Consider the following 20,214-nt stretch of genomic DNA (forward strand, 5'->3'; position numbering starts at 1 on the left):
ATCATGTTCAAATGGCTCAAAGCGGCACCGGCCGTACCGCGCCTGCCCGATCATATGATTGCGAGAATGTACAGCATTTTCCGCATCCGCACACTGCTCTCCATATTTATTGGCTACGCGGGATACTATTTTGTACGCAATAATTTTTCGTTATCGACAACGTATCTTGTAAATGAATACGGTTTCAGCACGGCGCAAATCGGTTTATTCGGCACGGCATTTTCGATTACGTACGGATTGAGTAAATTTTTTATGGGCAATTTAGCGGACAAAGCACATACGCAGCGTTTTATCGCAATCGGCTTGCTCCTGTCGGCGCTCGTGAATATTTGTTATGGGCTCGCTTCATCGTTCAGCATGATTATTATGCTGCTTATCTTTAATGGGATTTTTCAGGGGATGGGAGCGCCTCCTTGCAGCATTGTCATGGCGAAATGGTTCTCCAAAAAAGAACGCGGCACCAAGATGGGGATTTGGAACATTTCCCATAATATCGGCGGCGGCATTATTGCTCCGCTCGTCGGCGTGGGCCTTGCGATATTCGGAAGCCACTATTGGCAAGCAGGCGTCTATTACTTCCCGGCCGCACTTGCGATCATCATTGCGGTATTCGTGCTGTTCTGCGGCAAAGACACGCCGGAATCGGAAGGCTTGCCGCCAATTGACGAATACCGGAACGATTATGACGATGCGAAAGAGAGTGCGGATGGGGTCAAGCTTTCGCTTAAGGATATTTTGGTCAAGCATGTTCTCAACAACAAATTCGTGTGGTATTTGTGCTTGGCCAACGCGTTTGTGTACCTGATCCGGTTCGGTGTATTGAACTGGGTTCCGCTTTATTTAACGAGTGTGAAAGGCTTCACCGCAAGCCAGTCGCACTGGGCGTTTGCGATCTTTGAATGGGCCGCGATTCCAAGTTCGCTGCTTGTCGGCTGGTTGAGCGATCGGCTGTTCAAAGGAAATCGTATGCCGCTATGCATTATCAGCATGTTCGGGGTGGTGATCGGCACGTTGGTATACTGGCAATCGACGAATGTGCTTGTCGTCAGTCTCGCCGTATCTGTTATCGGCTGTCTGATCTATGTGCCGCAATTTTTAATCGGATTGAGCGCGATTGATGTCGTGCCCAAATTTGCGGTAGGCACGACAGTGGGCTTGACGGGGCTGTTCGGTTATCTGGGGGGCAGCGCCATCGCTAACCTAGTCATTGGCCTTATTGTGGACGCTTCCGGCTGGAACGGCGGTTTCGTGCTATTGCTGGCGAGCGGAGTACTGGCCACATTGTTCTTGTTCATTATCCAGATTGGCCGCAAGAAGCAGCAGGCGTCAACAGCGAATCTGTAAGTGCGTGTTCAAAAGGAGGCTTTTTGAACAACCTCTAAAATGCGGCTGCGTTCAGCGCATGACATCATTCCCGCTTCACGCATCGTCGTGGAGCGGGATTTTTTGAACAACCTTTTGCAAATCGAGTCAATAATCCAAGTTACCGAATCATAAGATGGAGTATACGATAAGGTAAGGAGGGATTGCCGTGAATCGCAGCGACGAGGTAGAATACTGCAACTTGGAGCTTCGTTTTGACCGCCGGCAAATCCAGAACCTCATCCGAGATCTTATACAAGAGGGCTATTCCTTGTACTGGAGCGAGAATGAATCGCTGTTTATTGTTTCGATCCGAACCGGTCGGAAGCTGGTCAAACTGCGCTTTCAACGCATCCATCACCGCTATAAAATTGTAGGCGATTACACGATACGGGACGAGAAGCTATCCGAGTTCATGGAGAAGATGATCGGCGATTCACGCGGGCATGCGGTGGTCAAACGTTTTAAAGACAGACATGTTTTCGTGGAAAATATAATGTTTGGCGAACGTATTCGCCTGGTTGAAATTTGCGGCCCGGATCAGAGGGTGCTGTATCAAAAAAGGCCGGCCGTAACGGCAGAGCAGATGATGGAAACTTTTATGTCTACGCAGGCCGAGGAGCGCATTGAGGTGCTGCGAATGGAAGTCGATTATGCGTTGGCTGAACTGCATGAAGCGATTGCAGAAGAAGATTCGGTCAAGACGAAGTGCTGCAAAGAAAGGCTGAATGCCATGCGGACCGAAATGCTTCAGCTGGAATGGTAACAAATGCTGTTTGTTTTTCGCCCTCCCATCCGCCGCATGTTGGATGAAATGCTGTTTGCGAGATGGTTGCAGGGTTTTTTGCTGTGGGGTACAATAAGCGTAATGCAAAGTATATAAAAAATTTTAGGATAAAGGATGGAAGAACCATATGACGAAAAATCAAATTGGTGTCATTGGACTTGCGGTCATGGGCAAGAACTTGGCTCTCAATATTGAAAGCCGCGGGTTCACGGTCTCGGTATATAACCGTTCTCGCGAGAAGACGGACGCGCTTATTGAAGAAGCACAAGGCAAGCAATTGACGGCTACATACTCCATTGAAGAATTTGTGCAGTCTTTAGAGGCGCCGCGCAAAATGTTGATTATGGTTCAAGCCGGACAAGCTACAGATGCCACAATTGAACAATTGCTTCCGCATCTGGATGAAGGTGATATTATTATCGACGGCGGGAACGCGCATTTTCCCGATACTCAACGTCGCAGCAAATATTTAGAAGATAAAGGAATTCGTTTCATTGGGGCCGGCGTGTCTGGCGGCGAAGAGGGCGCTCTGAAGGGTCCTGCCATTATGCCTGGCGGACAAGAAAGCGCATATCGCTTGGTAGAGCCGATTCTGACCAGCATTTCCGCCAAAGTAAACGGCGATCCATGCTGCACTTATATTGGCCCTGATGGTGCCGGTCACTACGTGAAGATGGTTCACAACGGTATTGAGTACGGCGACATGCAGCTCATTTGCGAGGCTTATCACCTCCTTACAACCGTGCTTGGCGTCAGCGCCGAAGAACTGCATTCCATCTTCAGCGAATGGAACAAAGGCGAGCTGGACAGCTATCTGATTGAAATTACGGCGGATATCTTCTCCAAGTACGATAAAGAAACAGGCAAGCCTATGGTTGACGTCATTCTAGACGCGGCAGGTCAAAAAGGAACAGGAAAATGGACGAGCCAAAGCGCGCTCGACCTGGGTGTGCCGTTGTCGATGATTACGGAATCCGTATTTTCCCGCTTCTTGTCCGCACTGAAGGATGAACGCGTAGCGGCAAGCAAAGTGCTGCAAGGTCCGGCAGTGAAGCCGTTTGCCGGTGATAAGGCGGCATTTATCGAAAGCATCCGCAAAGCGCTCTACGCCAGCAAGATCGTATCGTATGCGCAGGGCTTTGCCCAAATGCGCGCGGCATCGGAAGAATCCGGCTGGAACTTGCGTTATGGCGAAATCGCGATGATTTTCCGCGGCGGCTGCATTATCCGTTCCCGTTTCTTGCAAAATATTAAGGATGCGTACGACCGTGATTCCGAATTGAAGAATCTGTTGTTGGACCCATACTTTAAAAATATCGTGGAATCATACCAAGACGCATGGCGTCAAGTTATCAGTATCGCTGTTGCGTACGGTGTGCCTGTTCCTGGCTTTGCGAGCGCACTGTCGTACTTCGACAGCTACCGCACCGAGCGTCTGCCGGCGAATCTGCTGCAAGCGCAGCGGGACTACTTCGGCGCGCACACGTTCAAACGTGTAGATAAAGAAGGCTCGTTCCACTTTAACTGGATGTCGGAGTAATGAACAGCAATAACGCCGAACCCTACAAGGGCTCGGCGTTATTTTTTTCAAGCGCTGTCTCTTTGTCCCACAGGCCATGTGCCGCTTCAGCCAAATATTGCCGAATGCGGTCGGATTCCTGACCGTAGCTGCTGTTCCGAATCAACAGCAGCGATATTTCGGCAAAGTAACGGAAGTTGCGGATAAGCCGCTCAGGCTCAAGCTTGGACCAAATTTCGTCTTGATCGGTGAGCTTTTGCTTCACTGCGTTAAGTACCCACACAATATCCTCCCTGCACAAGGGATGGTTCGGGTCCATAATCCGCGCCATCCGCGCTGCCGCAGTTGGAACGGGATGTGAATCCGGGGCGGGTGAGGTTGACATGCATCTTCACTCCTAAACAACCAAATCTACAAAATGATCTTGATGCTGAAAAGACCACTTTTTGAAAACGTACTATAGTTCATCTTTACGTTGAAAACGTCATTTTTATACATGTCAGCATTGTCGAATGAAAGAAACGTATGGTATCCTATGGGAAGTTTAGCATCTGTGGACAAAGAAAGACGAGGGAGGCCCCAATGACAACCCGGCATATACTATTAATCGGCTTCATGGGTACAGGAAAATCAACAGTCGGGGCGCAACTGGCCCGGAACCTGAATTACGCATTCGTTGATTTGGATGCGGAAATCGTAAAGCAAGCGGGACGCTCGATACCCGACATATTTGCGCAAGAGGGGGAAGCGTTCTTCCGGGAACAAGAAAGCCGCATTCTTACACGCTTGTTGCGCGACCGAACACGGCAGCTTGTCATCGCCACCGGCGGCGGCGTCGTACTAAGCGAAGCGAACTGCAAGCTCATGCGGGAACATGGTTCAGTCATCCAGCTTACAGCGGAAGAGGAGACCATAGTGCAGCGCGTCTCACAGGACCGCAATCGTCCGCTGCTGCAAGGAGACGCAGCCAGCCGTGTGCGCAAGCTGCTGCATGAGCGCCAAGGGCTGTATGACTTCGCCCATTTGAGCGTTCCGACCGACCGCTTGACGGTGGAGCAAATTAACGAATGCATTGAAGCCTATCTTGTGAGTGACAAGACGTATTGATACAGGGTACGGATGGTTGCCCGGGCTTTAATCTTCCAGCTGGGACCAGGCAATCATGCCGCCTTCCATATTGACCGCGCCCTGTATACCGATTTGCTGCAAGTACTCGCATACACGTTCACTGCGGTAGCCGCTGCGGCAAATAAAGATGATTTCGCCGTTCTGTTCGATTTCGTGCAGCCGGCCGGGAATCTGGTTCATTGGAATATGCTTGGCGCCAGCAATCATGCCGCAGGCAACTTCCTCATCCTCCCGCACATCAATCATATTTAATGCTTCGCCGCGTTGCAGGCGTTCTTTTAAGGTGGATACATCGATTTGAACAATGGAATTCATATAATTTTTGTGCATCCTCTCATTAGGAATGTTGATTCAAAACAACCTCTTGGATTGAAATTCAACTTGTAATCACTAGCTGATTGTACTTATTATACTTGTAATAGCAAAGGAGTGAAAGCGCATGGACGTTATCGTTAAGCCCACATTAAAGCTGCAAGGTGAAATCCAAGCATTATCTTCAAAAAACTACACGACACGTTACTTGCTTGCAGCCGCATTGGCGGATGGGGAGAGCACGATTTACTATCCGGCCCACAGCGAGGACAGCGATGCGATGCGCCGTTGCTTGCGTGATCTGGGAGCCGTGCTTGAAGAGGATGAAGAGAAAATTGTTATAACAGGTTTTGGCAAAGCGCCTCGGCTTGCGAATCCTAACCGAGAACTGAATGTCGGCAATGCGGGAGCGGTGCTGCGCTTTCTAATGGGGATAGCGGCCTTGCTTCCCGAAGTGAACTTCGTGAATACGTATCCGGATTCGTTAGGGAAACGCCCGCACGACGATCTTATTACTGCGCTAGAACAGATGGACGTGCTCGTGGAGCATCGGGAAGGGAAGCTGCCGATAACGATTCGGGGCGGAGAGCCGAAGGGCGGGCACATTAAGGTGTCTGGCAATGTCAGCTCGCAATATTTAAGCGCCCTTCTGTTCCTGACGCCGCTGTTGGAGCAAGACAGCATCATTGAAGTGACGGACGACTTGAAGTCCAAAGTCGTCATCGGCCAGACGCTGGAAGTGCTGGCACAAGCCGGAATTCATATCGAGGCACGCGAAGATTTAATGTATTATCGCGTTCAAGGCAATCAACACTATGAAGCGAAGACGTATGTCGTCCAAGGCGACTATCCAGGCTCGGCGGCCGTGTTGGCTGCGGCGTCTGTCATCCCGTCCGACATTACGGTGCGCGGGCTGACGGAAGACAGCAAGCAGGGGGAACGGGCAATCGTCGATGTGCTGCGCATGATGGGGGTGCCGCTTGAGCATACGGACTCCATCGTCCGCATCAAGGGCGACGGCCGTTTGCAGCCGGTTGAATTCGACGGCGATGCGGCAACCGACGCGGTACTTGCCATGGTAGCCGCTGCCGTATTTGCAGAAGGAAGCTCGCGCTTCTACAATGTAGAAAACTTGCGGTACAAGGAATGCGATCGCATCACCGATTATTTGACAGAACTGCGCAAAGCGGGCGCTCAAGTGGAAGAACGGCAGGCGGAAATTATCGTCCACGGCCGTCCGGAAGGCGTTGCAGGCGGAGTGGAAATTAACGCTCATTACGATCATCGTGTTATTATGGCGTTAACGGTGGTTGGCTTGCGCGCACAGCAGCCGATTCGCATTAAGGACGCTCATCATGTAGCGAAGTCATATCCTCAGTATTTCGATCACTTGCAGGCGCTGGGCGCTCAAGTGGAATGGGTGGAAGCATAAAAGCGACGTCACGGAAGGGGCGAAGAGCTATGAGTTATACGCAGCCGTCACAAGAAGACATCAAAAAATTGCTTGAGAAGAGCACCAGCATCGCGGTTGTCGGCTTGTCCGACGATCCGACGCGAGTGTCTTATATGGTGGCCGAAGCGATGCAGAAGAAAGGATACCGCATCATACCGGTCAATCCGAAGGCGGAACGCATCCTGGGAGAGACATGCTATTCCAAGCTTCAGGACGTGCCGGAACCAATCGACATTGTGAATGTGTTTCGCCGCAGTGAATATTGTGCCGACATTGCGCGCGACGCCGTTGAAGTGAAGGCGAAGGCCATTTGGCTGCAGCAGGGCATTGTCAATGAAGAAGCTGCGCGCATTGCATCGGAGAACGGGTTGGGCGTAGTTATGGATCTATGCATTAAAGTTTTGGATTCCATTTTGCTGCCGCACGGCAAAGCAACTTCGTGATGCGCGGAAAGAAATGCCGGGTGTTCTCGCAATGAGGATGGAGAGCCCCGGCTTTTTGTCTGTTTTCCTTTGACAAAGGAACGATATGCCCTTACCATTCATGGTAGAAGGAGTGGATGTCCTTGAATCAGTTAGGGCTGTTGCAGCAACTGTCGCGGGCTATGATGCAGCCGCTTATCGCTTTACCCGCAGCAGCGTTGGCTGTGGCCATCGGTCATTTCCTGCATAGCACCGGGATGCAGGATGCCGCTACGCTGTTTGAGTTGACCGGAAAAACGATTTTTTATGTGCTTCCCTACCTATTTGCGGCAGGGGTGGCGCTTGGGTTATCGAACAATGCGGGTGTAGCCGCCATGTCCTCGATGCTGGGAATGTTTATTTTTAAGCAGCTCCTGACCCATTGGCATGCTTCATTTACGCCTACCATTTTGAACGGTATACTGTTCGGCGTGCTGGCAGGGATGATTCATGAGCGATTTAAAAATGTCCAGTTTCCAGAATATTTGCAATTTTTCGGCGGTCCCCGATTTGCTGTCTTGCTTACGACGCTAAGCTCCATTTTCCTCTCATGGGTGATGATTGTACTTGCGCCGTTCATGCAGCAAGGGGTATCCTTTCTTGGACAAGAAATATTGGCGATGGGCGGGTTCGGCGTATTCATCTATGGAGTGCTGCACCGGGTGCTGGTCGCATTTGGACTTCATCATTTATTGAATAACGTGTATTGGTTTCAAGTCGGCTCGTTTACCGATGCTGAAGGGATGACCTTTACCGGCGATTTGCCGCGTTTTTTTGCGGGGGATCCGACAGCAGGCGTGTTCATGGCAGGTTTGTATCCGATTATGATGTTTGCTCTGCCTGCGGTAGCCTTGGCCATCGTGCATGAATCGCGCGAGGATTTGCGGCCGAAGGTGCGCAAGACTTACTTCACGGCTGCGTTCGTCTCGCTGTTGACGGGAATTACGGAACCGATAGAATTTGCTTTTTTATTTGCGGCGCCGTATTTATTTATCGTGCACGCGTTATTGTCCGGCGCAGCGATGTGGCTGACAGCCGAATTGGGAATTCGGCACGGTTTTTCTTTTTCGGCAGGAGCCATTGATTATGTCGTGAATTTTCACCTATCGACCAAAGCGCTCTGGATTATCCCGATTGGGATTGCATTCGGGTTGATTTATTATGTCATATTTCGTTTTGCGATACAGAAATTTCAAATCCCGACCCCGGGACGAGTGGAAGTGTCGCTGCTCGATGATATGGCAAGCGATCTGCTTCATCGCGTTCCGCTCATCATTCAAGCATTGGGCGGAAAAGATAACATTGTCGATACTCAGGCATGCATTACAAGATTGCGGCTTCGAGTGCAGAACGACAAGCTCGTGGATCGGCATGCGCTCCGCATGATGGGCGCCGCTGGCGTCATCCGGCTTGGCGGAGGTCATTTGCAGGTCGTCTTCGGAACGTATTCCGAACTAATCAAAGAGGAGATGGTCAAGCGCCTGCAGCGCGATCCGAAGCAAGTGTGGTTTGTCGCTCCGGTGCAGGGCCGCATGATCCCAATCGAAGAAGTGCCGGATACCATCTTTGCGAAGAAGCTGGTAGGCAAAGGAGTGGCCTTTTATCCTGAGAGAGGAGAGCTCGTATCTCCGCTGAGAGGCTTCATCCGTCACGTGTATCCGACAATGCACGCGTTAGGTATTGAAACGCCCGAAGGGTTGGAAGTGCTGCTTCATATCGGAATTGAGACGTCATCTCTGAATGGCGCCGGTTTTCAAGCGGTAGTACAGGAAGGTGATGAAGTGAAACCGGGACAGCTGCTCATCAAGTTTGATATTAATGAAGTGAAAAAGCGTTGCAAGTCGCTCGCGACTCCGATGGTCATTACGAACTCGGATAAAGTCGCCTCATGGAGCATGGCGCCTTATGCTGCAGTGAAGAAAGGACAGACGTCCGTAATGTCCGTCGTCTTGCACGAACATGCGCTTGGAGGTGTGCACCAATGACGCAAAAAGTGCAGGGAATCGGCGCATCTAGCGGAATTGCCATTGGCAAGGCGTTCGTGCTGCCGACATGGGAATGGGACGTGCCGGAGGAGAAAATGGACCCGACCGATTTGGCGCGTGAATTCGAACGCTTGTACGAAGGCATCCGCTCCTCTAGAGACGAGATCGAGTTCATCAAGAGCGAGATTCGCGAAATGGTCGGCAGTGAAGAATCGACCATCTTTGATGCGCATCTGGCCATTTTGGAAGATCCGATCTTCATGAACGAAATTCAAGGCATCATTCAACGACAATATAAAGCGGCCGAAGTGGCGGTTAAAGAAGCAATCGATCATTTTGTCACGATGTTCGATCTGCTGGATGATGAATATATGAAAGAGCGGGCGCTCGACATTAAAGACGTCGGCAATCGCCTCTTGAAGCATTTGCTCGGCGCTCCCGAGATTACGCTGCCGACGGATACGCAGCCTTATATCTTAGTGGCGAAGGAGTTGTCTCCTTCGCAGCTCGTGCATTTGAATCCGAAAAACGTGCTTGGCATCGTCATGCTGATGGGCGGGAAAACATCCCACTCCGCCATTATGGCGCGTGCGCTCGGCATACCGCTCGTGCTCGGGCTGGAAGGCAAGATCGTAAAGCCGATTCAAACGGGAGATTTCATTATCGTTGACGGGGAACACGGTGTCGTGTATATCGATCCCCCTGAGGATATCCTGTCTTGGTATGAGGCGCGGCGTGACTTCTATGCGCAAGAAGCAGACGAGTTGAAGAAAATCGTGTCCCTTCCCGCCGTAACGAATGACGGCTACGAGATACATCTGGCCTCGAATATCAGCTCCACGAGGGAGCTTGAAATCGCAGAGCAGAACGGAGCGGAAGGCGTAGGATTGTTCCGCACCGAATTCATGTACATGGATCGGTCCTATCCGCCTTCGGAAGCGGAACAGTTGACCGTGTACAGGGATGTCGCCGAGTATTTCAAGGATAGTACGGTCATCATCCGCACTCTCGATATAGGCGGGGACAAACCGATGGAATACTTGGATCTGCCCGAGGAAGACAATCCGTTCTTGGGCTACCGCGCCATTCGCATCTGTCTGGATCGGAGAGACCTGTTCAAGACCCAGCTCCGGGCCATATTGCGGGCCAGCGCATTCGGCGCGGTGAGCCTCATGTTCCCGATGATTTCGTCTGTTGAAGAAGTGAGGGCGGCGAAAGAAATCTTAGAGGAAGCCAAGCAGGAGCTGCGTGCCGAAGCATTGCCTTTCGATGAGCAGCTGCCGATAGGAATCATGGTTGAAGTGCCCGCAGCGGCGATGATTGCCGATCAATTAGCCGAGGAAGTGGACTTCTTCAGCATAGGTACGAACGATCTTGTGCAATATACGCTTGCGGTCGATCGGATGAATGAGCAGATTGCGCATATGTATGATCCATTTCATCCTGCGGTGCTGCGCCTCATTCGCCATACTATCGAAGCGGCGAAGAAGCGCAATATCGCGGTCGGGGTATGCGGAGAGATGGCAGGCGATCCGCGTGCGGTGCCGTTATGGGTTGCGCTCGGCATCAATAAGCTGAGCATGTCCTCGCGCTCCATCCCACGTGTCAAAGCGGCGATTCGCCGGGCATCGCAAGAGAATAGCAGAAGCGTGACCGATAAAATATACAAGGCTGGTTCCAAAGCCGAATTAGATGCGCTGCTGGAGCCGCAATAAACAAATAAAAGGCATGACCCGGATATGGGGGTCATGCCTTTTGCTTGTTAAAAAACGAGGTTACTTTTCAGCCAACTTGTCACAGAACGCTTTGCCATAAGCCGCCAGATCCGGGGGTCTGCGCGCAGACACCAGGTTACCGTCGATGACGACCTCTTGATCGAGCCACGTCGCGCCTGCATTTTCCATATCATCCCGAATGCCGGGAGTTGACGTAACCGTGCGCCCCTGCAAAATTTTAGCGGAAATAAGCACCCAGCCTGCATGACAAATTTGTCCGATCGGCTTGCCGGCTTCGTCCATCTGTCTGACGATATTCAAAGCATCCTCATAACGGCGCAGCTTGTCGGGAGCCCATCCTCCCGGAACGAGCAGACCGTCGTAGGTGCTGGCATCGACATCTTTAAACGCGTAAGTAGAGGTTGCGGGCACGCCATATTTTCCGATATACGTTTTGCCGGGTTCGTTGCCGACAAGATGAACTTCAGCACCTTCTTCCCGGGCGCGGTATACCGGGTACCACAATTCCAAGTCTTCGAATTCTTCATCCACAAAAGAGATAATTCGCTTTCCGCTTAAACGCATGAATGTTGTCCCTCCTTCGTATCTTGTACAAAGCAGCTTATTACTCTGCCGTGCAATAAGCCTCCAGTTCCCAAATGATGTGCATTGAGTGTTTCCGATATATGACCTACGATAGTTTCAATAGGTTATATTGCATGTGAAAGGGATGTACGTTCTACCTTCTATTTAACCATAATGTCATGAAAATTAACATGATTATTTAAAAACGGCGACATAAATGTGATTTGCATCATTGTCAAAAACGGCTTCTCATTCCAGTCCGTTTCTAGTTGTGTAAATAAATACATCTTTTTGCATAGAAGGAGAATGAGAGACAGAGTCGAAATATACGTTAATCAAATGCGCAAATGGCTATATCATTAGGGTTCGAATTTCATTAACAACATCAACAACAAAAATTAGGGGTGGACCGTATGTATAAACGTTGTAACTGTGGTCATTATATGGATTTAACGCTGCGTACCGTTGTACACGCGCGTTCGGTGCACATTCACCGTGTTCCCGTGTATACTTGTACGTGTTGTGAACGTTCCGAATTGTTGTCGTTCGTTAAGAAAGACATTGCAGAACTCATTCGAAATCGTATGAGCCTAATCGCTGCCAACCCGCATGTCACCCAGCATGGTCCGCTCGTGGTGGCATTTGATGAAGTCCATGAATTATCCAGCGTTCTGGCAGAATGTGTAGAAGTAGAGGGCTGCGACGATATGTTGCCGGTGTTCGAACGCAGGGTGGATGAACGCGTCAACCAACTGCTCGATTTGTATCTAATCGCGAAGACTTGCAACGATGCGCTTTGGATGTCGGACCTTCAGCGCAGATTAAAACAGGTTACAGGTTTTAGTTTACAGCCATATAGGGTTAAAATAAGTTAAGAGGCTCCATAGATATCAGTGTGAGCATTGATTGGCCGTTTTCAAGCAAGCGGATAAATCGTTACAGGAGGAGGTAAGGCATGAAAGCTGTCGATTCCATAGAAAATCTGCAGGAAGCCATCGATTTGTCATCGCAGCAAACGGTAGTCTTATTTAAGCATAGCACGCGCTGTCCGATAAGCGCGCAGGCGGATGAGGAAATGGTGAAGGTGGAGGACGACTATGAGCATAAGGGCGTTGGGTTCGGGCGCATTCTCGTCGTGGAACATCGCGACGTTGCCCAGGCTTGCGCAGAGCAGCTCGGCATCAAGCATGAGTCCCCGCAAGTGCTTGTGCTTAAGAATGGCAAAGTTGCTTGGCACGATTCGCACTATGCGATCCGATACGACAAGTTGGAGTCTGTTTTGACAATGTAAAGGCAAGTTTTGGTAAATTAAGGCGGTTTTGGCCGTGACATTGCGAATTTTCTGAAAATATCGTATCATTGAATGTAATATGTATGGTCGCATTAAATTTTTCGGTAATTGGAGAGAAGGATCGTGACGGTAACTATTTATGATGTAGCGAGAGAAGCGGGCGTCTCGATGGCCACCGTTTCCCGGGTTGTGAACAACAATCCGAACGTGAAGCCGCAAACGCGTAAAAAAGTGTACGAAGCGATTGAACGTTTAGGTTATCGCCCGAATGCGGTCGCACGCGGACTTGCGAGCAAGAAGACGACGACCGTTGGGGTCGTCATTCCTGATATTTCCAATTCCATCTTTGCTGAAGTCGCGCGCGGTATTGAAGATATTGCGAATATGTACCATTACAATATCATTTTGTGCAACGCGGATAAGAAGAAGGATAAGGAAATACGTGTTATCAATACGCTGTTGGAGAAACAAGTGGACGGGCTCTTATTTATGGGCGGCGTTGTTACGGAAGACCACATTCAAGCTTTCCGGACCGCATCCGTGCCAATTGTGCTCTGTGCAACGACAGATGAGAATGGCATTATTCCGTCAGTCGATATCGATCATGAAGCGGCGGCTTTTGACGCGGTGAATACACTTATTCGCCACGGCCATCGCGATATTGCGATGATAAGCGGCACGCTCCAAGATCCGGCTAACGGATTTGCCCGGTTCCAAGGATACAAGAAAGCACTGGAAGGCGCAGGAATCGAGTACAAGGAAGATTTGGTTCGAATCGGCAACTATCGTTATGAATCCGGTGTCGAAGCGATGAAATATTTCCTCGGCTTGAAGAAGCGCCCGACGGCCATTTTTGCGGCAACAGATGAGATGGCGATCGGTGCGATCCACTGCATTCAAGATGCCGGTCTGAAAGTGCCGGATGATTTCTCCGTCATTAGCGTCGATAATATTCGTATGGCCTCCATGGTTCGTCCGCAACTGACGACGGTTGCACAGCCAATGTATGACATTGGTGCCGTAGCCATGCGCTTATTAACGAAATTGATGAAGAAAGAGAACGTAGACAATTCGCGCGTCATCTTGCCGCATGAGACGATTCTTCGTCTGTCGGTAAGCCAAGTGAACGAATAGCACGCTGCCCTAACGGCAGGACAGAAGCCCCAGAACGATGGGGCTTTTTGTGTGAGCATGTTGATACATAAGGAGGCTTGGAGATGGCAAAAGAAGCTGCCATTGGCATAATCGGTGCCATGGATGAAGAAATTGAATTGCTGCTGAAGGCCGCTCAACCGATTGAGGAAATTCAAGCGGCAGGGCTGAAGTATTTTCAAGGCAGCTTATTCGGCAAGCGTGTCGTCATTTGCAAATCGGGAGTAGGGAAAGTTAACGCAGCCATTACGACGCAAATTCTGATAGACCGCTTTCAAGTGAAGACAGTGCTGTTCACCGGGGTAGCCGGGGCGGTTCATCCGGATCTGAATATCGGAGATATCGTCATCTCGACCGCATGCATGCATCATGATATGGATGTGACGGCGCTGGGCTTTGCGCCAGGAGTCATACCGTTCCAGGAAACATCGCAATTTGCGGCTGACCCGAAGCTGATCCAATTGGCTGAAAGCGTTTGTGAGGAGTATTTTCCAGGACGTTACCGGACGGGATTGGTGTTGTCGGGCGATCAGTTTATCGCAAGCAGGGATAAGGTGCGGGAGCTGCACGAGACGTTCGATGGCGCCGTCTGCACGGAAATGGAAGGCGCAGCTGTGGCGCAGGTATGCTTTATTAACCAAATTCCGTTTGTCGTTATTCGCTCCATGTCGGATAAAGCAGACGGCTCAGCGCATGTGAATTTTGCAGAATTTACGGTAGAGGCTTCCGAGCGATCGTATCGAATTGTGGAGAGCATGGTCAAGGAAATCGCCGTTTAATGCCGATATTTTTCTTTATAATGAGCAGGCCGTTGATGCTGCGCGCTGTCCCCATAACAAAGGACGGAGCGGACGCATGTCAACGGCCTGTTATTATTTGTTTAACGCACATATTCCAGCGCCAATTCCTTCACGTGAGCATTGCGCTCCTCAATGAGACGGCGTCTAGGCATTGGGGTCCATCCCCCCACGTCGTCAAGCCAAGTGTCCGGCAGGGGGGCGGAAGATTTCTGCGACCAATGGGCAATCCACTGGGCAGGCAAACGGTGCAGCGGGTTCTTGTCTACCAGCAGCCGCAGCGGGTCTTCGTTCATTTCCAGCCAGAGCAGGCTCCAGGCTCGCGGCACGACCTGCCATATTTCATAGCCGCCGCCGCCAAGCGCAACCCATCTTCCATCGCAATGCTCGTGCGCCAACTCGTGAATGAGTCGAGGCATCTCCGCATAGATCCGCATGCTGCAGTGCATGTGTGACAGCGGATCCAGCGCATGCGCGTCGCAGCCGTGCTGACTGACGATCATATTGGGCTTGAACGAACGTGCGACTTGTTGAATCGTCTCCCTGAAGCACTGCAGCCATGATTCGTCTTCTGTATACGGTTCCAACGGAACGTTGACGCAGGCGCCGAATCCCTCCCCAGCCCCGCGCTCATGCACGAAGCCGGTTCCGGGAAATAAATATTTCCCCGTTTCGTGAATAGAGTAAGTCATGACATCCGGGTCCGTATAGAACGACCACTGTACACCGTCTCCGTGATGAGCATCCGTATCGATGTATAAGATGCGCGCGCCGTAATGCTTGCGCAGCCAAGCGATGGCAACCGATGCGTCGTTATAAACGCAGAAGCCGGAGCCCTTATCTCCGAACGCATGGTGAAGTCCTCCGCCCAAATGAAGGGCATGCGCGGCTTGTCCCGACATGACGGCATCACATGCGGCGATAGACCCTCCTACAATGGCGCAGGCGGAGTCATGCATTCCGGCAAAGTATGGGGTGTCTTCCGTATGCAGCCCGTATGTATCTGCCCGTGACGTCCACTCTGGATGGGGAAGAGGGTCACTGAGCCGCTTCACCGCTTCAATATAATCATCACGGTGAACTAATCCCAGCCATCGCTCCCACTCAGCGAGAGTTCCCTTGGGCCGGACAATTTGCGACTCGCGCAAAGCTCCGGCATGATGGAGAAGGTCGTTCGTCATCACGACCCGCTGCTGATCGAACGGATGATCGGCGTGAAAGCGATAGCGGAGGGAATCATCGTGCATGAAGTATAAAGCATTTCCCGACATCTGATATCCATCCCTCTCATACAAACTAATAAAGACAGTTCTAAGCGCAAAAACGCATAAATGGAAACGAGCAGCGAGTGTTCAAAAAGACCGCTTTTCCGCACCGAGAAGGATGCTTCGTGATCAAAAGGAGATTTTTGAACAACCTCTAATACATGAACCGTTGTCTAAAACGGACGCGATCGAACTGTTCCTTTGAATCGAGCGGCACATCCTTTCCGATGCGCACCATCAAACAGTTGGCCGGGTGGGCGCAAATCTCGGGATCGTCCGTCGCATACCATATCATCCCGACCGACTGCATCAGCTTTTCCATCATTTTTCGGTAGTCCCATACGCTGAGTCCCGTGCCTTCCATATCCCAATGCCAATAATATTCGGTCGTAAACACAATATAGCTTTCCATCTGATCATCTTCAAACGCGGTTATGATGAGCTTTTTGCCTAATCCCAGAGAACGATAGTCATTTGCCACTTCGATGGCGCCGAGCTCGATTAAATCCTCCATATTTCCTTCGGACCAACGTTCCAGCTCATCGGGATAATGAAACGTCACATAGCCCACGATCATTTGTCCTTCACGAGCGATGATGATGCGGCCTTCCGGCAGTTCCGCAATTTCGACGAGCGCCTGATGCTGTTCTTGCGGCCTTCGAAACGCGTTCAAATCGGCATGCATGCTTAAGGTGCGCAGCGTCTCAGGTTTGATCGGTCCTTCAACCACAACGACACGTTCCTCATGAGGAATGATTTGCGCGTGATAACATTTACGATGTTCCACACCTAGCAGCTCCTTTCGTCTCTATCCTATCGTTATAGCAAAAAAAGGATGCTTTGAAAAGGAAAAGAATAGGCGAAAGGGGTTTCGTGTGATATAATAATTCTGCCATAAAATTCATGGAATCTCCCCTTGACAGCACGAACGACATCATCGTCCTTGTAATTACAGCTTTCTGAAAGCGGTTTTATCGCAGCGTCTGAAATCGCCCGATGGCTGAAGCGACCAATAAAGAAGGGAAAGAAATAGGAGGATGAAACGACTATGAGTAACGTGCAAGGAGAAATCATTGCTGCATCAGCGAGCAACCCGAATATGCAGAGCTATGAAAATTGGGCGGACAGTTTCAATTGGGAAGACGTGGAGAAGCAATTTACTTGGTATGACACCGGAAAAGTAAATATGGCGCACGAAGCGATCGATCGTCATGTCGCGAATGGACGCGGAGACAAGGTGGCGCTCCACTACATCGACGCGGAGCGGGAGGAGTCGTACACATACGACGATATGCGCCGCAGGACGAATCAATTTGCCAATGTGTTGCGCAAGCACGGCATCCAGAAGGGCGACCGCGTTTTTATCTTTATGCCGCGCACGCCAGAGCTGTATTTCAGCTTTATGGGCGTGCTGAAGGTGGGGGCGGTTGTAGGGCCGCTATTTGAGGCATTTATGGAAACGGCCGTCAAAGACCGGCTGGAGGACAGCGGCGCAGTAGCGATCGTCACGACGTCAACGCTGCTTCAGCGCGTGAAGCGTGACGACCTGCCTGAATTGAAGCATATTATCGTAGTCGGCAGCGATGTGAAGACTGACGAAGGATTGATTGATTATCACGCCGAGATGGCCGAAGCGCTGGAAGAAGCGGAGATCGAATGGCTGGAGCGGGAAGATGGTCTAATTATGCATTATACGTCCGGTTCGACTGGCAAGCCGAAGGGCGTCTATCATGTCCAAAATGTGATGATTCAACAAGCTTATACAGGCAAGATCGTGTTGGATTTGAAGGAGGATGACGTATACTGGTGCACGGGCGATCCGGGCTGGGTCACCGGGACGTCCTACGGCATCTTCTCCCCATGGCTGAACGGCGTCACCAATGTCGTTCGCGGCGGGCGCTTCAGTCCGCAGGACTGGTACGGCACGATTGAAAAATATAAAGTGACGGTGTGGTATAGCGCGCCTACCGCTTTCCGCATGCTGATGGGCGCCGGCAACGATGTCATCGCGAACTTTGACTTATCCAGCCTGCGCCATGTGCTGTCCGTAGGCGAACCTCTGAATCCGGAGGTCGTGCGCTGGGGGCTGAAAGCGTATAACCATCGCATTCACGATACGTGGTGGATGACGGAAACGGGCGCGCATATGATATGCAATTATCCGGCAATGCCGATCAAGCCGGGATCGATGGGACGTCCGGTGCCAGGCATCGAAGCGGCTATTCTCGATGATCAAGGCAACGTGCTGCCGCCGTATCGCATGGGCAATCTGGCGATTCGCACGCCGTGGCCGTCGATGATGCGCAAAGTGTGGAACAACCCGGCCAAATACGAGGAATATTTTCGCTTCTCCGGCTGGTACATCTCCGGGGATTCCGCGTATATGGATGAAGAAGGCTACTTCTGGTTCCAGGGACGGGTCGATGACGTCATCAACACGTCCGGAGAACGAGTCGGTCCATTCGATGTCGAGAGCAAGCTGGTCGAGCATCCGGCCGTGGCGGAAGCCGGTGTCATCGGCAAGCCGGACCCGATTCGCGGGGAGATCATCAAGGCGTTCATTTCCTTGCGCGAAGGGTATACGCCTTCCGATGAGCTCAAAGCGGAGATTGCCCAATTCGTCAAGCAAGGGCTGTCCGCTCATTCAGCACCGCGGGAAATCGAGTTCAAGGACAAACTGCCAAAGACGCGTTCCGGTAAAATCATGCGCCGCGTGCTGAAGGCATGGGAATTGAACCTTCCGACTGGAGATCTGTCAACGATAGAGGATTAATGTTGACAAATCCATAATCGTGGGATATTATCCCAATAGCGAAGCGAATTTGCAACGCGCAACGACAAGTATAGAAGAATGGACATAACATGTTACCGCAAGGGCATCCGTTATGGAAGTTCAGTCGCAATATGACTGCCTTCTTAACGTATGCCCTTTTTGTCGTTCCAAGTTCTCGCTTGCTTATAGAACTATCATCTAATTTGGAGAGGGGCAACCGTTATGAACGCAAAGCGTCCCGCTTGGGGCAATTCCCTGATGCTGCTCATCATATGCGTGCTGGCCGCGATGATGGCGGCAGGCTGTAATTCAGACGGCAAGATGAATGAAACGACGGGCAGCAACGGCAATGGCGCAGAGACGACGCGGAAAGTGGAGTCGAAGCAAGGGAATACAGATAAAGGCAATGATGAAGTGTCGGGCGACTTCGAAATCCAATATTTTGTGGGCGGCTACGGCGATCAGGGCTGGAAGATGATTTTGGCGGAATTTCAGAAGAAATACCCGAATGTGAAATTGAAAGAATCGGCAGGCTCCAAAATCAATGATCAGATGAAACCGCGCTGGATTCAGGGGAACCCGCCTGACTTCGTATACATTGACGGTGCGGGATCGAATGCGACGCAAATGGTGCTTGATGACCAGCTGATGGATTTGACCGATTATTATAAGGATGCCAAAAACGCCGATGGCAATATGATCAAGGATGAGCTGTTGTTGAAGCCGATTGAATATGACGGCAAAATTTACACACTTCCGTTCGTATTCGGCTCGTGGGGCGTGTTCTATGATAAGAAGCTATTCGCCGATAATGGATGGGCCGAGCCGAAAGATTTCGACAGCTTTTTGAGCGAGTCCCAAAAGATTGCAGACTCCGGAAAAGTGAATGCGCCGCTTATTTACACAGGAAAATACCCGTACTATTTCACCAGCGGCATTCTGGATTCGGCGTTTGTCGTGAACAACAATGACGATACGTCGATCTTACTCGAAATGGCAGCGCTGAAAGAGGGTATCTTCAAGAGCGAACCGGTAAAGAAAGCGTTGGCGCAAATGGTGCGAATGAGGGATGCCGGCATCATTGATCCAGCCTCGGCACCGATTAACCACATCGATTCGCAGATGCTGTTCCTCCAGCATAAAAATGCATTTATTCCGAACGGTCTTTGGCTGGAAAATGAAATGCAGAAGGATGTGCCGCAAGGTTTTGAATTCGGTTTCATCCCTTCCATTACGCAGTCGGCAGGGGGCAAATACATCGCGATACCGTTTACGGCAACGGTCGGCATTGCGAAGAAAGCGAAAAACCCTGCCGCGGCAAAAGCTTTCTTGGAATTTTTGCTCACGAAGCAGTCGGCTGTCACATGGGCGGAACAGACTGGATCTCTGGGCAATCTGAAAGCAGATCTCGACAATTCCAATGCAAGCGCCCTCGTGAAGTCGGCGATGAAATTTTACGAGTCTGACAATACGATCGTAGCGCCTTACGTGCAACTGAATGCGGATGTAGACAAGGTGAAGCAAGATTCTACGCTTGCGCTTATGACCGGCAGCATCACGCCTGAAGAATGGATGGATCGGATGGAGAAGGCGGCAGCGAAGGCGCGAAAATAACGGCAAAGACGAGGC

At 50.8% G+C, this 20,214-nt stretch carries 19 protein-coding genes; 14 read left to right on the forward strand and 5 right to left on the reverse strand.

What is annotated here, in order from left to right; translation table 11 throughout:
- The first annotated feature begins 3 nt into the window (after positions 1 to 3).
- The 3 genes from pgtP (at position 4) to gndA (ending at position 3,689) form a co-directional block, all read left to right on the forward strand.
- Positions 4 to 1,344 (forward strand): MFS transporter, encoded by a 1,341-nt coding sequence (gene pgtP / locus JSQ80_RS19845; protein WP_206096426.1) that lies wholly within the window; start codon positions 4 to 6, stop codon positions 1,342 to 1,344.
- Positions 1,345 to 1,531: 187 nt separating this feature from the next.
- On the forward strand, positions 1,532 to 2,128 hold the full coding sequence (locus tag JSQ80_RS19850) for a hypothetical protein (RefSeq protein ID WP_087432683.1): 597 nt from the start codon (positions 1,532 to 1,534) through the stop codon (positions 2,126 to 2,128).
- Between the two features lie 148 nt (positions 2,129 to 2,276).
- Positions 2,277 to 3,689, forward strand: a complete 1,413-nt coding sequence (gene gndA / locus JSQ80_RS19855) for an NADP-dependent phosphogluconate dehydrogenase (RefSeq protein ID WP_206096427.1) — start codon at positions 2,277 to 2,279, stop codon at positions 3,687 to 3,689.
- A 22-nt stretch (positions 3,690 to 3,711) separates the two neighbouring features.
- Here gndA and JSQ80_RS19860 read toward each other — a convergent pair whose 3' ends face one another.
- Positions 3,712 to 4,053, reverse strand: a complete 342-nt coding sequence (locus JSQ80_RS19860; protein WP_087432685.1) for a methyltransferase — start codon at positions 4,051 to 4,053, stop codon at positions 3,712 to 3,714.
- Positions 4,054 to 4,250: 197 nt separating this feature from the next.
- Here JSQ80_RS19860 and JSQ80_RS19865 point away from each other — a divergent pair, with 197 nt between their 5' ends.
- A complete protein-coding gene (locus JSQ80_RS19865) occupies positions 4,251 to 4,775 on the forward strand; it encodes a shikimate kinase (protein WP_206096428.1) in 525 nt (174 codons plus the stop codon).
- Between the two features lie 27 nt (positions 4,776 to 4,802).
- Here the strand turns inward: JSQ80_RS19865 and JSQ80_RS19870 are convergent, their stop codons facing one another.
- Positions 4,803 to 5,111, reverse strand: coding sequence for a rhodanese-like domain-containing protein (locus JSQ80_RS19870; protein ID WP_206096429.1), 309 nt, complete (start codon positions 5,109 to 5,111; stop codon positions 4,803 to 4,805).
- A gap of 124 nt (positions 5,112 to 5,235) precedes the next feature.
- On the opposite strand from JSQ80_RS19870, the gene aroA reads away from it, so the two are divergent.
- From aroA to ptsP, 4 genes are all read left to right on the forward strand, one after another.
- Positions 5,236 to 6,540: a 3-phosphoshikimate 1-carboxyvinyltransferase gene (aroA, locus tag JSQ80_RS19875; RefSeq protein ID WP_206096430.1), complete on the forward strand. Its 1,305-nt coding sequence runs from the start codon at positions 5,236 to 5,238 to the stop codon at positions 6,538 to 6,540.
- 29 nt (positions 6,541 to 6,569) lie between these two features.
- Positions 6,570 to 7,004, forward strand: coding sequence for a CoA-binding protein (locus JSQ80_RS19880; protein WP_206096431.1), 435 nt, complete (start codon positions 6,570 to 6,572; stop codon positions 7,002 to 7,004).
- A 116-nt stretch (positions 7,005 to 7,120) separates the two neighbouring features.
- Complete coding sequence (locus JSQ80_RS19885) at positions 7,121 to 9,007, forward strand: glucose PTS transporter subunit IIA (RefSeq protein ID WP_087432690.1); 1,887 nt, start codon at positions 7,121 to 7,123, stop codon at positions 9,005 to 9,007.
- Complete coding sequence (ptsP, locus tag JSQ80_RS19890) at positions 9,004 to 10,722, forward strand: phosphoenolpyruvate--protein phosphotransferase (RefSeq protein ID WP_206096432.1); 1,719 nt, start codon at positions 9,004 to 9,006, stop codon at positions 10,720 to 10,722. Before JSQ80_RS19885 ends, ptsP begins: the two co-directional genes overlap by 4 nt.
- A 60-nt stretch (positions 10,723 to 10,782) precedes the next feature.
- Here the strand turns inward: ptsP and JSQ80_RS19895 are convergent, their stop codons facing one another.
- Complete coding sequence (locus tag JSQ80_RS19895) at positions 10,783 to 11,307, reverse strand: type 1 glutamine amidotransferase domain-containing protein (RefSeq protein WP_087432692.1); 525 nt, start codon at positions 11,305 to 11,307, stop codon at positions 10,783 to 10,785.
- A gap of 413 nt (positions 11,308 to 11,720) precedes the next feature.
- Here JSQ80_RS19895 and JSQ80_RS19900 point away from each other — a divergent pair, with 413 nt between their 5' ends.
- The 4 genes from JSQ80_RS19900 (at position 11,721) to JSQ80_RS19915 (ending at position 14,529) form a co-directional block, all read left to right on the forward strand.
- Entirely contained in the window at positions 11,721 to 12,182 is a 462-nt protein-coding gene (locus JSQ80_RS19900; protein WP_206096433.1) for a hypothetical protein, read from the forward strand.
- An 80-nt stretch (positions 12,183 to 12,262) separates the two neighbouring features.
- Positions 12,263 to 12,598, forward strand: coding sequence for a bacillithiol system redox-active protein YtxJ (gene ytxJ / locus JSQ80_RS19905; RefSeq protein ID WP_206096434.1), 336 nt, complete (start codon positions 12,263 to 12,265; stop codon positions 12,596 to 12,598).
- A gap of 123 nt (positions 12,599 to 12,721) precedes the next feature.
- Positions 12,722 to 13,732 carry a catabolite control protein A gene (gene ccpA / locus JSQ80_RS19910; protein WP_087432695.1) on the forward strand — a complete coding sequence of 337 codons (1,011 nt, stop codon included), beginning with the start codon at positions 12,722 to 12,724 and terminating at the stop codon, positions 13,730 to 13,732.
- 83 nt (positions 13,733 to 13,815) lie between these two features.
- Positions 13,816 to 14,529 carry a 5'-methylthioadenosine/adenosylhomocysteine nucleosidase gene (locus JSQ80_RS19915; protein WP_206096435.1) on the forward strand — a complete coding sequence of 238 codons (714 nt, stop codon included), beginning with the start codon at positions 13,816 to 13,818 and terminating at the stop codon, positions 14,527 to 14,529.
- A 101-nt stretch (positions 14,530 to 14,630) separates the two neighbouring features.
- Here JSQ80_RS19915 and JSQ80_RS19920 read toward each other — a convergent pair whose 3' ends face one another.
- Positions 14,631 to 15,818, reverse strand: a complete 1,188-nt coding sequence (locus JSQ80_RS19920) for an acetoin utilization protein AcuC (protein ID WP_206096436.1) — start codon at positions 15,816 to 15,818, stop codon at positions 14,631 to 14,633.
- A 148-nt stretch (positions 15,819 to 15,966) separates the two neighbouring features.
- On the reverse strand, positions 15,967 to 16,599 hold the full coding sequence (locus JSQ80_RS19925; RefSeq protein WP_087432698.1) for a GNAT family N-acetyltransferase: 633 nt from the start codon (positions 16,597 to 16,599) through the stop codon (positions 15,967 to 15,969).
- Positions 16,600 to 16,860: 261 nt separating this feature from the next.
- Between JSQ80_RS19925 and acsA the strand changes: the two genes are divergently transcribed.
- Complete coding sequence (gene acsA, locus JSQ80_RS19930; protein WP_206096437.1) at positions 16,861 to 18,585, forward strand: acetate--CoA ligase; 1,725 nt, start codon at positions 16,861 to 16,863, stop codon at positions 18,583 to 18,585.
- Between the two features lie 222 nt (positions 18,586 to 18,807).
- Positions 18,808 to 20,199 (forward strand): extracellular solute-binding protein, encoded by a 1,392-nt coding sequence (locus JSQ80_RS19935; RefSeq protein ID WP_206096438.1) that lies wholly within the window; start codon positions 18,808 to 18,810, stop codon positions 20,197 to 20,199.
- Positions 20,200 to 20,214 lie beyond the last annotated feature (15 nt).

It is taken from the genome of Paenibacillus apiarius, from assembly GCF_017052585.1.
Taxonomy (GTDB): domain Bacteria; phylum Bacillota; class Bacilli; order Paenibacillales; family Paenibacillaceae; genus Paenibacillus_B; species Paenibacillus_B apiarius.